At 32.6% G+C, this 14,882-nt stretch carries 13 protein-coding genes and 1 pseudogene; 13 read left to right on the forward strand and 1 reads right to left on the reverse strand.

Going from position 1 to position 14,882, the window contains the following annotated elements; all coding sequences use genetic code 11:
- From ACHZDT_RS09945 to ACHZDT_RS10005, 13 genes and pseudogenes are all read left to right on the forward strand, one after another.
- Positions 1-513, forward strand: a pseudogene (locus ACHZDT_RS09945) (F0F1 ATP synthase subunit alpha); the annotation flags it as partial.
- 90 nt (positions 514-603) lie between these two features.
- A complete protein-coding gene (gene atpG, locus ACHZDT_RS09950) occupies positions 604-1,464 on the forward strand; it encodes an ATP synthase F1 subunit gamma (protein ID WP_394774471.1) in 861 nt (286 codons plus the stop codon).
- A gap of 712 nt (positions 1,465-2,176) precedes the next feature.
- Entirely contained in the window at positions 2,177-2,623 is a 447-nt protein-coding gene (locus ACHZDT_RS09955; protein ID WP_394774472.1) for a GNAT family N-acetyltransferase, read from the forward strand.
- 94 nt (positions 2,624-2,717) lie between these two features.
- Positions 2,718-4,178: a lipopolysaccharide biosynthesis protein gene (locus tag ACHZDT_RS09960; RefSeq protein WP_394774473.1), complete on the forward strand. Its 1,461-nt coding sequence runs from the start codon at positions 2,718-2,720 to the stop codon at positions 4,176-4,178.
- Between the two features lie 30 nt (positions 4,179-4,208).
- Positions 4,209-4,643 carry a dUTP diphosphatase gene (gene dut / locus ACHZDT_RS09965; RefSeq protein WP_394774474.1) on the forward strand — a complete coding sequence of 145 codons (435 nt, stop codon included), beginning with the start codon at positions 4,209-4,211 and terminating at the stop codon, positions 4,641-4,643.
- 482 nt (positions 4,644-5,125) lie between these two features.
- On the forward strand, positions 5,126-6,142 hold the full coding sequence (locus ACHZDT_RS09970; RefSeq protein ID WP_394774475.1) for a sugar phosphate nucleotidyltransferase: 1,017 nt from the start codon (positions 5,126-5,128) through the stop codon (positions 6,140-6,142).
- A gap of 32 nt (positions 6,143-6,174) precedes the next feature.
- Positions 6,175-7,524 carry a tetratricopeptide repeat protein gene (locus ACHZDT_RS09975; RefSeq protein WP_394774505.1) on the forward strand — a complete coding sequence of 450 codons (1,350 nt, stop codon included), beginning with the start codon at positions 6,175-6,177 and terminating at the stop codon, positions 7,522-7,524.
- A gap of 13 nt (positions 7,525-7,537) precedes the next feature.
- Complete coding sequence (locus tag ACHZDT_RS09980; RefSeq protein WP_394774476.1) at positions 7,538-8,317, forward strand: DUF4292 domain-containing protein; 780 nt, start codon at positions 7,538-7,540, stop codon at positions 8,315-8,317.
- A gap of 23 nt (positions 8,318-8,340) precedes the next feature.
- A complete protein-coding gene (locus ACHZDT_RS09985) occupies positions 8,341-9,621 on the forward strand; it encodes a murein hydrolase activator EnvC family protein (protein ID WP_394774477.1) in 1,281 nt (426 codons plus the stop codon).
- A gap of 105 nt (positions 9,622-9,726) precedes the next feature.
- A complete protein-coding gene (gene rbfA, locus ACHZDT_RS09990) occupies positions 9,727-10,119 on the forward strand; it encodes a 30S ribosome-binding factor RbfA (RefSeq protein WP_140503958.1) in 393 nt (130 codons plus the stop codon).
- Between the two features lies 1 nt (position 10,120).
- On the forward strand, positions 10,121-11,320 hold the full coding sequence (locus ACHZDT_RS09995) for an ABC transporter permease (protein WP_394774478.1): 1,200 nt from the start codon (positions 10,121-10,123) through the stop codon (positions 11,318-11,320).
- A 171-nt stretch (positions 11,321-11,491) separates the two neighbouring features.
- Positions 11,492-12,916, forward strand: coding sequence for an MATE family efflux transporter (locus ACHZDT_RS10000; protein WP_394774479.1), 1,425 nt, complete (start codon positions 11,492-11,494; stop codon positions 12,914-12,916).
- Between the two features lie 56 nt (positions 12,917-12,972).
- A complete protein-coding gene (locus tag ACHZDT_RS10005) occupies positions 12,973-13,581 on the forward strand; it encodes an N-acetylmuramoyl-L-alanine amidase (protein ID WP_394774480.1) in 609 nt (202 codons plus the stop codon).
- Between the two features lie 91 nt (positions 13,582-13,672).
- On the opposite strand, the gene dusB is transcribed toward ACHZDT_RS10005, so the two are convergent.
- Positions 13,673-14,665 (reverse strand): tRNA dihydrouridine synthase DusB, encoded by a 993-nt coding sequence (gene dusB / locus ACHZDT_RS10010; protein ID WP_394774481.1) that lies wholly within the window; start codon positions 14,663-14,665, stop codon positions 13,673-13,675.
- Between the last annotated feature and the right edge of the window lie 217 nt (positions 14,666-14,882).

Consider the following 14,882-nt stretch of genomic DNA (forward strand, 5'->3'; position numbering starts at 1 on the left):
CCAACAAACGTAATTTCGATTACAGATGGTCAGATTTTCCTTGATGGAGATTTGTTCAACTCTGGAGTTCGTCCTGCAATTAACGTAGGTATCTCTGTATCTCGTGTTGGAGGTAATGCTCAGATTAAATCAATGAAAAAAGTTTCAGGAACTTTAAAATTAGATCAGGCTCAATTCCGTGAATTAGAAGCTTTCGCTAAATTTGGTTCTGACTTGGATTCAGTTACTTTAAACGTAATTGAAAAAGGCAGAAGAAACGTTGAGATCTTGAAACAAGGTTTAAATGATCCTTATACAGTAGAAAATCAAGTTGCTATTATTTACGCTGGTTCTAAAAACTTATTAAGAAACGTTCCTGTAAATAAAGTAAAAGAGTTTGAAGCTGACTTCTTAGCTTACTTAAACAGTAAACATAAAGATACGCTTAATGCTTTGAAAGCTGGGAAATTAGATGACAACATTACTGATGTTATTGAAAAAGCAGCAAAAGAAATTTCAGCAAAATATAATTAATAAGATAATTAGTCAATTAGATAATTAGAAAATGTCTTAACATCCTTCTAATTATCTAATTTTCAAATTGTCACATTTTCTAATCAATAGATGGCAAATTTAAAGGAAATCCGTAATAGAATTACTTCCGTTTCATCGACGATGCAAATCACATCGGCAATGAAAATGGTTTCTGCTGCAAAGCTTAAGAAAGCACAAGATGCAATCACTGCAATGCGCCCTTATGCCGAGAAATTAACAGAGTTGTTGCAAAACCTTTCGGCTACACTTGATGGTGAAGTTGGAGGAGATTACACAACACAACGTGAAGTAAAAAAAGTATTGCTTGTTGCTATAACGTCAAACAGAGGTTTATGTGGAGCATTTAATACGAATGTAGTTAAAGAGATTAAAAACCGCACTGTATTTTATGCAGGAAAACAAGTTGATGTTTTTGCTATTGGTAAAAAAGGAAATGATGTTTTAACTAAAACTCACAAAGTACACGGTCATCATAATGCAATTTTTGATCATTTAACTTTTGAAAATGTTGCAGGAATTGCTGATAATTTAACTGAAAAGTTCTTATCAGGAGAATACGACAGAATCGAATTAATCTATAATCAGTTTAAAAATGCTGCGACACAAATTGTTCAAACAGAACAGTTTTTACCGTTAGCTCCTATTAAATCTGATGTACCGGTTTCAACTGGAGATTATATTTTCGAGCCTTCAAAAGAAGAAATTGTATTGACTTTGATTCCTAAATCATTAAAAACACAATTGTACAAAGGTATTCGCGATTCATTTGCTTCAGAACACGGAGCGCGTATGACAGCTATGCACAAAGCAACTGACAACGCAACTGAATTAAGAAACCAATTAAAATTGACTTACAATAAAGCGCGTCAGGCATCTATTACTAATGAGATCCTTGAGATCGTTGGTGGAGCAGAAGCTTTAAACGGATAATTTATTTAAGATATATAAAAAATAACCGACAAGTAATTGTCGGTTATTTTTTATAATTGATTTTCATTTTTAGAAGCCTGGCTCTTCTATTTTAAACATTAGGAATCTTGTAGATAGTTAAGAAAATACAAAACAAAAAAAAGAGCCAACAAATAATTTGTCGGCTCTTTTACTTTTATATAGTAGTTTTAGTTTTTTTTGAATTTTGATTTATAAAATGGTGATTCCCAATTTATCCAAAAACTGAGAATCAGTACCATTTTATAAAATTATTTCGCAGATTTATCACCCTGCAGCGCTTTGTCTTTCGTGGGAACAAACTAGCTTTATTAGTCCCAATGCTCTGTTTTTTTGAGGGTTACATTTCAGCAGAATCAATCCCTTTGCTTTGTCTTTTATGGGAACAAACAAGCTTTATTAGTCCCAGGGCTCTGTTTTTTTGAGGGTTACATTTCAGCAGAATCAATCCCTTTGCTTTGTCTTTTGTGGGAACAAACTAGCTTTATTAGTCCCAATGCTTTGCTTTTTTTGAAAGGGTTGTATTTTAGCTTTGCTCATTCCCTTGATACAAAGTTAAGACACAAGTGCTTTTTTATATTTATACAATTTTTAAAGTTTATTATAGATTTCACATCTGCACTAATTATTACGTATTAAATTATATAAAAGACAATGAAAAAAATAAGTATTTTTGAAATCTATTTTTAATACAATGAAACTACAAATAAAAGAGCTTACTACTATAGCAGCAATGCTGACGCAGATAGAGACAATGAGATTTCTTTATCCTAATTTATCTGTTGAAAAATATGAAGCATATCTGTCTGAAATGGTTCCTCATAACTATATCCAAATTGGAGTTTTTGATGAAGATATTTGCGTAGGAATCACAGGTTGCTGGTCTTCTACTAAATTATGGACAGGAAAATATCTTGAAATAGATAATTTTGTAGTAAACCCAAACTATCGCTCGAAAGGAATAGGAAAATTATTGACAGATTATATCGAACAAAAAGCAATAGATTTAGATTGCAGCAGCATAGTTTTAGATGCTTTTACAGGAAATTTTGCCGCGCATAGATTCTATTATAATCAAGGTTATGGACCAAAAGGCTTTCATTTTGTCAAAATTTTAGATGAAAACAAATTAACACACTAAAATTAAAGCCAAGTTTTTTTATTGAACCAGCAAAATCAACAATAAACCAAAGAATTGGTTATTTTTGTTCCATAAACTTTATTACACATATATTTTGGGATTATATAAAAATCTGTTCAAACAAACTGCTATTTACGGATTAGCAACGGTTTTGCCGAGAATGCTAAGTTTTTTATTGGTAAGATTATATACTGGTATTTTACCAACAGCAGAATATGGCGAGGTTTCGATCGTTTTGTCATGGATGGTTTTCTTTAACGTGGTACTTTCTTACGGAATGGAAACTGCATTTTTTAGATTTTACAGTGCCGAAGAAGACAAGAAAAACGTAATTGCAACTTCGACAATATCAATATTCTGGTCGTCGATTGTTTTCTTATTTGTCGCTTTGATTTTTAGAAACACACTTGCAAATCTGGCAGATGTTGATGTACAATATATAACCTATACGGTTTGGATTTTAGTTCTTGATGCTTTGGTTTTAATACCATTTTCTAAATTAAGAGCGAACCAGAGACCAATGGTTTATGCAGCAATTAAAATTGGGAATGTGGTAATTAATTTATTACTGAACATATTCTTCTTAATGTATCTGCCTACACTTGCGGCTTCAAATCCTAACTCGGTTTGGGATAATTTATATGTAGAGAATTTCCAAATCGCTTATATTTTCATCGCAAATCTATTAGCAAGTTTAGCCACTTTTATAGTGCTTTCGCCGAATTATCTTTCACTTGGAAAAAAATTCGATCCAATACTTTGGAAAAAGATGATGAAATATGGTTTACCAATTTTGGTTGCCGGACTTGCATTTGCAGTAAACGAACATTTCGATAAAATTCTATTAGGATATTTGTTACCTGAAAATCTTGCAAAGTCAGAAGTTGGAGCATATTCTGCTTGTTATAAGTTAGGATTATTTATGGTTTTATTCGCAACGGCTTTTAGATTAGGTATAGAACCTTTCTTTTTCAGCCACGCTAAAAGCGCAAATGCCCCACAAACTTATGCAGTAATCACAAAATATTTCGTTATCCTGGGTTCCTTAATATTATTAGGAGTAATTGTTTTTGCCGATGTTTTAAAATACCTTCTGCTTGACAATAAAGCCTATTGGGAAGCGATGAAAGTAGTTCCGTTAATTATTTTGGCGAACTTCTTTTTAGGAATTTACAACAACTTATCGGTTTGGTATAAACTGACAGACCAAACAAAAATTGGAGCCTATATTTCAATTGTTGGCGCAATTGTAACCTTGGTTTTAAACTATTTTTTAATTCCAAAATACAGTTACTACGGTTCAGCAATTGCCACTATTTCGGCTTACGGAAGTATGATGTTAATATCATATGTTTTAGGAAATAAATATTATCCGATACCTTATGACATGAACAAAATTGGCGCTTATTTAGGAATCTCAATCGTGTTTTCGGCTATTTCTTTCTATGGATTTAGAGAAAATTATTTCGTGGGAGTTCCGTTATTATTAGCCTTCATGTATTTTGTTTACCACAACGAAAAAGAAACAATCAAAGCAATTATGAATAGAAAGTAGTTTTACTTTTTAATCTTTTTAAAATAAAAAATGAAAATACAAATAATCAACAAATCACAGCACGCTTTACCAAACTACGAAACAATTGCTTCGGCAGGAATGGATTTACGTGCCAATTTAACTGAATCTATTACGTTAAAACCATTAGAAAGAACCATTGTAAAAACGGGACTTTTTATAGAATTACCAATTGGTTACGAAGCACAAGTTCGACCAAGAAGCGGATTAGCAGCAAAAAGAGGCGTAACGGTTTTAAATTCTCCCGGAACGGTCGATGCCGATTATAGAGGAGAAATAGGCGTAATTTTAGTAAATTTATCAAATGAAGAATTCGTAATCGAAAACGGAGAACGAATTGCACAATTAATTATTGCTAAACACGAAAGAGCAGAATGGATGGAAGTTACAGAACTTTCGGAAACCTCAAGAGGCGAAGGCGGATTTGGAAGTACAGGGGTGAAATAGTTTTTCAGTCTCAGTTTTCAGTCTCATTCTCAGTAGTCAGTTTCTGTACTTTATGACTTAAAAGTGAAATGAATAAACTTAGTAAACTTTGCGAAAAACCTTTGTGAACTTTGCGGTAAAATAGTTTTCAGTCGCATTTTTCAGTTTCTGAACTTGGTGACCTTAAAAATGTAATGAATAAACTTAGTGAACTTTGCGAAAGACCTTTGCGAACTTTGCGTTAAAATAGTTTTCAGTCGCAGTCGCAGTAAACAGTTTTCAGTCGCATTTTTCATTTTCTGAACTTTGCGACCTTAAAAATGAAATGAATAAACTTAGTAAACTTTGCGAAAAACCTTTGCGAACTTTGCGGTAAAATAGTTTTCAGTCGCAGTTACAGTAATCAGTTTCTGTAATTTGCATTCTTAAAAAATAAAATGAATAAACCTAGCGATCTTTGCGAATACACTTTGCGAACTTTGCGGTAAAAATAAAAAAACAAAATGAAAATAATCGTTCCAATGGCAGGTCGAGGATCAAGACTTAGGCCACATACATTAACAGTTCCTAAACCATTAATTCCGGTTGCGGGAAAATCTATCGTACACCGTTTAGTCGAAGATATTGCTACAATATTAAAACAACCAATCGAAGAAGTTGCTTTTATTTTAGGAGACGAAGCATTTTTTGGCGAAGATCTTGTTACAAGTCTGGAAGAACTGGCAGGAAGTTTAGGAGCAAAAGCTTCAATTTACCGTCAGGATTTACCTTTAGGAACCGGTCACGCCATTATGTGCGCCAAAGATTCATTATCAGGTCCGGCAGTTATTGCTTACGCAGATACTTTGATCAGAGCAGATTTTGAATTAGATCCTGCGGCTGATGCTGTAATTTGGGTAAAACAAGTAGAACAGCCAGAAGCTTTTGGAGTTGTAAAATTAAATTCAAATAATGAAATTGTAGAATTGGTTGAAAAACCAAAAGAATTCGTAAGCGATTTAGCCGTTATCGGAATCTACTATTTCAAAGAAGTTGGAGATTTGAAAAAAGAACTTCAAGGAGTTTTGGATAACAATATCCAGAATGGTGGAGAATATCAAATCAATGACGGAATTAAAGCGATGATGGCGAATGGTAAAGTTTTTAAAACCGGAAGCGTTGACGAATGGATGGATTGCGGAAACAAAGACGTAACCGTAGAAACAAATTCCAGAATGTTAGGATTTTTGCACAATGACGGAGAACATTTAGTAGATTATGATGTTACGTTAGACAACTCAACAATTATTCCTCCATGTTATATTGGTGAAAATGTAGTGTTGAAAAACGCAACAGTTGGACCAAATGTTTCTCTAGGAAAAGGATGTCATGTAATTGACAGTTCGATCAAAAACAGTTTGGTACAAACATATTCTCAAATAAAAAATGCGAACTTAGATAATGCAATGATAGGAAATCACGTTGTTTATGATGGCAAATTTACGAGTATTAGTATAGGAGATTACTCTGTTTTAGAATAAAAAATGGTAAATTAAACGGAAATTATGTAATGATGAAAAAAGGAGTTTTAATAATTTTATTATCAGTTTTGCTTTGCAGTACAACTTCGATTATGGCTCAAACCGAACCGGAAGATATTGCTATGGCAACAGATCAATATCAGGACTCTTTTTATGAATCTTTAAAACAAAAAGGAATTGAGAATTATGATAAAGCCATTGTATCATTAGAAAAATGTATAAAGCTAAAACCAAATGACGCCGTTGCTTATTTTGAATTAGGGAAAAATTATCTTTCGTTAAAACAATATCAAAGTGCACAGGATTCATTTGAAAAAGCAACTCAGTTAGATCCAAAAAATAAATGGTATTGGTTAGGGATTTATGATGTAAGTTTTCAAACCAAAAATTATCCTTTGGCGATTGAAACTATTCAGAAAATAATTGTTTTTGATGAAGAGTATAAAGATGATTTGATTTCGTTGTACATGATTACCAATCAATTTGATAAAGCACTTTTGTCAATCAATGAAATGAACGACAAATTTGGAAAATCAGAAGATCGTGATCGCTACAAATTGCAGATTTTATCTCAGGGAAAATATCAAAATGCCGAAATTACAAATTTGATAGATCAGATAAAACAGCATCCGAAAGAAGAATCCAATTATGTAAATCTGATCTTTTTATATTCAAAAGCCGATGAAACAGATAAAGCTTTAGATGTTGCGAAACAATTGGCGAAGGAAATTCCAACTTCAGAATGGGGACAAGTAAGTATGTTCAAAGTATACTTAGATTCAAATCAGGCGGATAAAGCAATTAAATCGATGAATGTAATTTTATCGAGTTCAAAAATTGATTCAAAAATAAAACACAGAACCTTAAATGAATTTTTGATTTATGCAAATAAAAATCCACAATACGCTCCGGATTTAGAAAAAGCCATCGCCTATTTTGATAATGATAAAGAAGTAGATGTTGCAAAAGAAATAGGAAAGTTTTATCACAGTAAAGGTCAGTTTGAGAATGCGATCAAATATTATGAGAAAGATTTAAAAACAAATTCAGATACAGATCGCGAAACAAATTTGTTATTGCTTGAAGCTTATACACAAGCAAAACAATTTGAACCGATGACAAAAAGAGCCATGAATATGATTGAAGTTTATCCAAGTCAGCCGCAATTTTATTATTACGCCGGATTAGGAAACAATCAGTTAAAACAATTTAAAAATGCAAAAACCGTTTTAGAAATGGGACTCGATTATGTAGTCGATGATAAAACGCTCGAAGCGAATTTTAATATACAATTAGGAGAATCTTATAATGGTTTAGGAGACGCAAAGAAAAAAGAGGAATACTTTTTGAAGGCAAATGAATTATTAAAGAAAAAAAAATAAAGACTAAATCCAGATGAAAAAATATATAGCACTAATATTAGTAACAGCTTTTATGGTTTCGTGTAAATCAAAAGCAGTAGCAGTACAAAATAGTACCGGCAACCCTGAAGTTGCAAAAGAAGATAAAAAAGCAATCGAAAAACATTACGACAACAAGTTAGATTTTTCGACTTTATACATAAAAGCCGCAGCAAAATATGTTGACGAAAAACAAAGTCAGAATGTTACTGCCGAAATTAAAATCGAGAAAGACAAACAGATTTTAGTAAGTGTTCGTTTCTTAGGAATCACAATGGCAAAAGCATTGATAACTCCAACAACAGTAAGTTATTACGAAAAAATAAGCAGTACATATTACGAAGGTGATTTTACAAGTTTAAGTAAATGGCTGGGAACAGAATTAGATTATAACAAGGTTCAGAACTTATTAGTTGGAGAAGCGCTGGATGATTTAAGAAAAGGAAAATATACACAAACAATTGTAGAAAATCTTTTTCGTTTAGAAGATCAAAAAGATACTAAATTGAAAAAATCCTTCTACTTAGATGCAGATAAATATTTGCTGCAAAAAGAAGAGATTTCACAACCATCTGAAAACAGAATGTTAGAAATTTCATATGCTGACACTAAAGTTTTTAATCAGGGAATATTGCCAACAAGTATTGAAATAAATGCAACTCAGCCAAAAGGGAAAACCAATATTAATTTGAATTACAGTACAATTTCATTTAATGAGGAACTTTCTTTCCCTTATAGTGTGCCAAGTGGTTATAAAAAAGTTATAATTAACTAAATTTGCAAAAAGAAAATATAAACATGCCAAAATTTCTCCTAAGCCTAATTTTTATATGTGCCACAACATTTATGTGGGCGCAAGATTCGCAACAAGAAAAACTTGAACAGCGAAAAGCTCAGATTCAGCAGGAAATTAGAGACAACGAAAAAATGTTGCAGTCTGTAAAGAAGAAAGAAAAATCAGCAGTAAATGTTTTTTTAATTCAGGCGAATAAAATTAAACTGAAAGAGAAACTGATTAATACTACGGCAAAACAAGAAAAACTTTTAAGCAATGATATGTATATTAACCAAGTGAAGGTTAATAAACTTAAAAAAGAATTGGCAGTACTGAAAGCAGATTATTCAAAAATGATCTTGAAATCCTATAAAAGTAGATCTGAACAAAGCAGAGCCATGTTTATTTTATCTTCAGAAAGTTTTTTACAAGCATATAAACGAGCACAATATTTAAAGCAATATACCAATTTCAGAAAAAATCAAGGTTTAGAAATTCAATCTAAAACAGCAGAATTAGTAGATTATAATGCAAGATTAGATGGGCAGAGAACTGTTAAGAAAAAAATTATTGCTGAAAACCAAAAGGAAAAGCAAAGTTTAGAAGTTGAAAAACAAGAACAGCAAAAATTAGTTAATTCAATTAAAAAGGATAAAAATAAAATTATTGCAGATACAAAATCTAAGCAGCAGGAATCAAGAAGAATAGACTCTAAAATTAAAGATCTGATTCGTGAACAAATTAGATTAGCCAATCAACGAGCAGAAGAAGAGAGACGTAAAAGAATTGCAGAAGGGAAAGCTACCGAAGCTGAGAAAGCAGAAGCGGCAGCACCTAAAAGTTATTCATCAGACAGAATTACATTAACGCCGGAAGGTAAAATTTTAGCTGCTGATTTTAAAGCAAACAGAGGAAAACTGCCTTGGCCGGTAGAAAAAGGATTTATATCGCTTGGTTACGGAGATCAGCCGCATCCATTATATCCTACACTAACCGTTCATAATTCAGGAGTAGAGATTACTACGGAACAAGGAGCAAGTGCACGCGCCGTATTTGAAGGAGTAGTATCAAAAGTTATAGCCTTATCTCCTGTAAACAGAGCTGTTTTTATTCAGCATGGAGATTACTTTACAGTATATCAAAACTTAAGTCAGGTATCTGTTGACCAGGGTGATAAAGTAAAAGTGAAACAAATTATTGGAAAAGTAAGAACAAGTGGAGACACAGGAAAAACAATCATTAAGTTTTTGATTCTTCAAAATACAACAAATAACAATCCGGAAGGATGGTTGCAAAACAGATAATTAAAGTTATAATATAAATAAAAAAGGGAGCTAATTAGCTCCCTTTTTTGTGATTAATCATATCGAAATTGTATGGTTTGAATTTTAAAATAGTATTTTTGCACAATGGAAACAAATAGACAGAAAAAAATAGGCGGTGTCATCCAAAAAGATTTGGTTGATATTTTGCAAGGTGAAGTGAGAAAAAACGGAATTAATAATTTGGTAATTTCCGTATCCAAAGTTAGTGTTACTTCAGATTTATCTGTGGCAACAGTTTATTTAAGCATTTTTCCACAAGAGAAAGCAAAGGAAACTTTAGAAGGAATAAAATCAAACAGTACTTTAATCAAACACGATTTATCGCAACGTGTACGTTTACAATTACGTCGCGTACCAAACCTGGTATTTTTTATCGATGACTCATTAGATTATATCGAAAAAATTGATAACGCTTTATCAAATAGAGAAAATCCAATTGAAAATCGTGATCTTTTAGACAAAAGAAGAAAATTATAAATTGAATTTCCCCCTTTACATAGCCAAACGTTATATTTTTAGCAGAAGTAAAAACAATGCTATCAATATTATTAATCGCATTGCCAGCATGGGAATTATTGTTGGCACAATGGCTTTGTTTGTAGTTTTATCCGTTTTTAGCGGATTAAAGGTTTTTAGTCTTTCGTTTACAAACGAAATAGATCCCGATTTAAAAATCACAAGTACCTACGGAAAATCATTTTTAATTTCACCGGAACAACAAAATGAACTTAAAAAAATTGACGGTGTCGCTTCCTATACCAAAATTATCGAAGAGCGCGTTTTGTTTTTATTCAAGGACAAACAACAAGTTACCTATCTAAAAGGTGTTGACACGAATTATCCCGTAGTTAACAATATCAGGAAAAAACTTTTTAACGGAGACTGGCTAAAACCCGATACTTATCAGGTTGTAATAGGTTACGGAATTGCTCAGGATTTTTCAATGGGAATTCTTGATTTTGAAAATCCGTTACAAATATTCGCGCCTAAACCCGGAAAAGGAGCAATTGAAAATCCCGATGAAGCTTTTAATAAAACAGAGGTTTTACCAGTTGGAATTTATTCGATCAGTGAAGATTTAGATTCAAAATACGTGTTTGCAGATTTGGGTTTAGCACAAGAATTATTAATGTACAAGCCCAATCAAATTTCAGGAATCGAATTTAAACTGAAAGAAAACGCAAATGAAAATGCTATTAGTTCCCAGCTAAAAACAATTTTCAAAAACAAAATCACAATAAAAAACAGAGCACAACTTAACGAGTCTTTGTATAAAATGCTCAATACCGAAAACATAGTTGTTTACCTCATTTTTACGTTAGTAATTATTGTAGCACTTTTTAATTTAGTTGGAGCATTGATTATGATGATTTTAGAAAAGAAAGGAAACTTAAAAACCCTTTTTAATCTTGGAACAGAAATCAATAGTCTGCGAAAAATATTCCTTCTTCAGGGAACATTGTTAAGTGTTTTTGGAGGCATAATTGGACTTATATTAGGAATCATTTTAGTTGTAATTCAACAACATTTTAACTTGATTATGCTTACGCCAACATTAGCATATCCGGTAGTTTTCAACCTTGAAAACGTACTTATAGTAATGGGAACGATTGTTACACTTGGTTTTGTGGCTTCGTTAATTGCCAGCAGCCGAGTAAGAAAAAAGTTATTAGATTAATATTTCTTCCTAAAAAATATTACTTATATTTATGCTCTCAAAAACTACAGAGTATGATTGTTTCTGCCTAATCCTATTTTATTTCTTCGAATAATTAGGATACTTACGTTTATTTTTCTTCAGTTCAGATTATTGAATCTGGACCAATTTTATCATTTATCCTAACTCATCATGACAGAACCAATACAGAAAAGTTTATTTTCTAAAATTTATACCACTTTAAAACAAGCAATCAAAGGAGATGAATCTTTTGATTATACAGCAGGAAGCATCAAAAAAGCAGTTATTCTATTAGCCATTCCAATGGTTTTAGAAATGATGATGGAATCGGTTTTTGCTTTAGTCGATTTATATTTCGTCGGACATTTAGAACATAGCAGTTTTGCTATTCAAACAGTTGGTTTAACCGAATCCGTACTTGCTATAATATATTCAGTAGCAATAGGAATGAGTATGGCAGCAACAGCAGTTGTAGCACGACGAATTGGCGAAAAAGATCCTGTTGCTGCTGCAAAAGCAGGAATGCAGGCTATTATAGTCGCATTTTTAATTATCAGCATAATCAGTATTTTAGGAGTTATTTATGCTAAAGAAATTCTGATTTTCATGGGCGCATCTGTACAAGCAGCTGAACATGGTTACATCTTTACGCAAATTATGATAGGCTCAAGCCTGGTTATCATGCTTTTATTTTTGATTAACGGAATATTTCGTGGAGCCGGAAATGCTGCAATTGCCATGAAAAGTCTTTGGTTGGCTAATATTTGTAACATCATATTATGTCCGGTATTAATTAACGGTTTCGGACCAATTCCAGCTTTTGGATTAACGGGAGCAGCCATTGCCACAACTTTAGGAAGAAGCGTTGGAGTAATATACCAATTGTATCATTTGTTTTTTGGAAATGGAGTCTTGAAAATTAAAATTTCTTATTTCGCACCTGATTTCAAACAGATAAAAGCATTAGTTAAAATTGCCGCTCCCGGAGTTTTGCAATTTGTAATCGCGTCTTGCAGTTGGATATTTTTGGCACAATTAGTAGCAACGACCGGAGGAGATCATGGATCAGCAGGATATCAAACTGCATTAAGAATTATGATGTTTTTTATTCTTCCCGCTTGGGGATTAAGTAATGCTGCTGCAACATTAGTAGGACAAAATTTAGGAGCGAAACAAATCGATCGCGCCGAAAAATCAGTTTATACTACCGCCAAATACAATGTCATTTTTATGGCAACAATCATGGTGGTTACATTATGTTTAGGAAAATATATTGTCGCGTTTTTTACGAATGATGAATTGGTAAAAACAATCGCCGTCGAAGCTCTGCAAATCATGAGTATCGGTTTTATCTTTTACGGAATCGGAATGGTTTTAATCAATACTTTCAACGGAGCAGGAGATACCTGGACGCCAACAGGAATTAATTTCTTTGGTTTTTGGTTGTTCCAAATTCCGTTAGCATATATTTTAGCGAAACATTTTAATATGGGACCAAAAGGTGTTTTTATCGCAATTCCAGTTGCAGAAACAGCGATAACATTAGCGAGTATTTTCTTTTATAAAAGAGGAAAGTGGAAACGAATTGAGGTTTAGATTTGCGCAATATTTCTTAAAAATATTCGTTTAAACCTGTAGCCAAAACAAATTATATGAAAACCAGAATTAAAGTTGTAGCATTCCTATGCTCAGTTGTTATTTTAATGGGATGTTTCGCATTCATGCCTTTAGAAGCAAAAAGGATTATTATAATTGATGCAGGTCATGGCGGTAAAGATTTAGGAGCTGATATGTATGGATTGCAGGAAAAAACAATTGTTGAAGCTATTGCCCAGGATATTAAGAAACAAAATAAAAATGAAAATCTCGAAATTGTCTTAATTCGTGAAGGCGATAAAGATATGGCATTAAGCGAAAGGGTTTCAATCATCAACAATCTAAATCCAAGTTTGGTAATTTCATTACATATCAATTCTTCATCAAGTTTTACATCTAATGGTGTCAATGCTTATATTTCTTCAAACAAGAAATTTTATGACCAGTCAAAAGCAAATGCTGAAATTGTAATTGACAAAGTAGCGGGTAATTACTTTTCAAAAGGACAGGTTACAGAAGCTTCATTTTACATTTTAAAAAATGCCACTTGTCCCGCAATGACTTTAGCAATAGGATATTTATCGAATATAAATGATATAAATTATATTTCTACTGAAAAGGGACAACAGGAAATAGCAGAAAAGATATTAGAAGCAGTTAAGTAAAAAGAACAATCATAAACAAAAAAGACCTTCAAAAATTTTGAAGGTCTTTTGTATTTACATATTTGTCAAAGTTAAATTTGAGAAAGATTATTTAAACAAATTCATATCCGGCATAAACCTGTTCAATTTCTTTCATAATGGCAAACAAATTTTCAGGTTCATCAGTCGTTACCAGTTTTTGTTTGTATTCTTTAAACGAATGAATTCCTTTAAAATAATTAGTATAATGACGGCGCATTTCAACAATTCCTAAACGTTCACCTTTCCATTCCATTGACCACATTAAATGATTTCTGGCGGCTTCTACACGATCAGCAACAGTTGGAGCAGGCAAATGTTCTCCGGTTTTAAAATAATGCTTGATTTCGTTAAAAATCCAGGGATAACCAATTGCAGCGCGGCCAATCATGATTCCGTCAATACCGTATTCGTTTTTATATTTTAATGCTTTTTCAGGGCTGTCGATATCACCATTTCCAAAAATAGGCATTGTAATTCTCGGATTGTTTTTTACACGTGCAATATGCGACCAATCGGCGTGACCTTTATACATTTGTGCGCGGGTTCTGGCGTGAATTGTTAAAGCCTGAACACCAATATCCTGAAGTCTTTCTGCAACTTCATCAATATTGATAGAGCTTTCATCCCAACCCAAACGTGTTTTTACAGTTACAGGTAAATCCGTACTTCTGATAACCGCTTTTGTCAAACGAATCATCAAATCTACATCTTTCAAAACTCCCGCTCCGGCACCTTTGCAAACCACTTTTTTTACCGGACAACCAAAATTAATATCAACCAAGTCCGGTTTTACAGTAGAAACAATTTTAGACGAAAGCGCCATTGCTTCTTCATCTCCGCCAAAAATCTGAATTCCAACCGGACGTTCATAATCAAAAATATCCAACTTCATTCTACTTTTGATAGCATCACGAATTAATCCTTCTGATGAAATAAATTCAGAATACATCATGTCAGCGCCATGCATTTTGCATAATCTGCGAAACGGCGGATCGCTCACATCTTCCATCGGAGCAAGTAATAAAGGAAATTCGGGTAATTCTATGTTGCCAATCTTGACCATCTTCAATATTTTGTGCAAAATTACAACATTTAGTTTAATTTGTACCAAATTGAGGTTCAAAGGTTCAGAGCAACAAAGGTTGAAAGGTTTTTAAACCATATAAGTTATATAAGTTCATTTAATGAAAATGGATAATTTTTTCACAAAGTTTGAATACCATCCTATCATTTTCAATTTCTATGAGAAACCAAATTTTAAAGAGTTCCGGAGGAACAAA

The sequence above is a fragment of the Flavobacterium sp. genome (assembly GCF_043722275.1).
Classification (GTDB): Bacteria; Bacteroidota; Bacteroidia; order Flavobacteriales; family Flavobacteriaceae; genus Flavobacterium.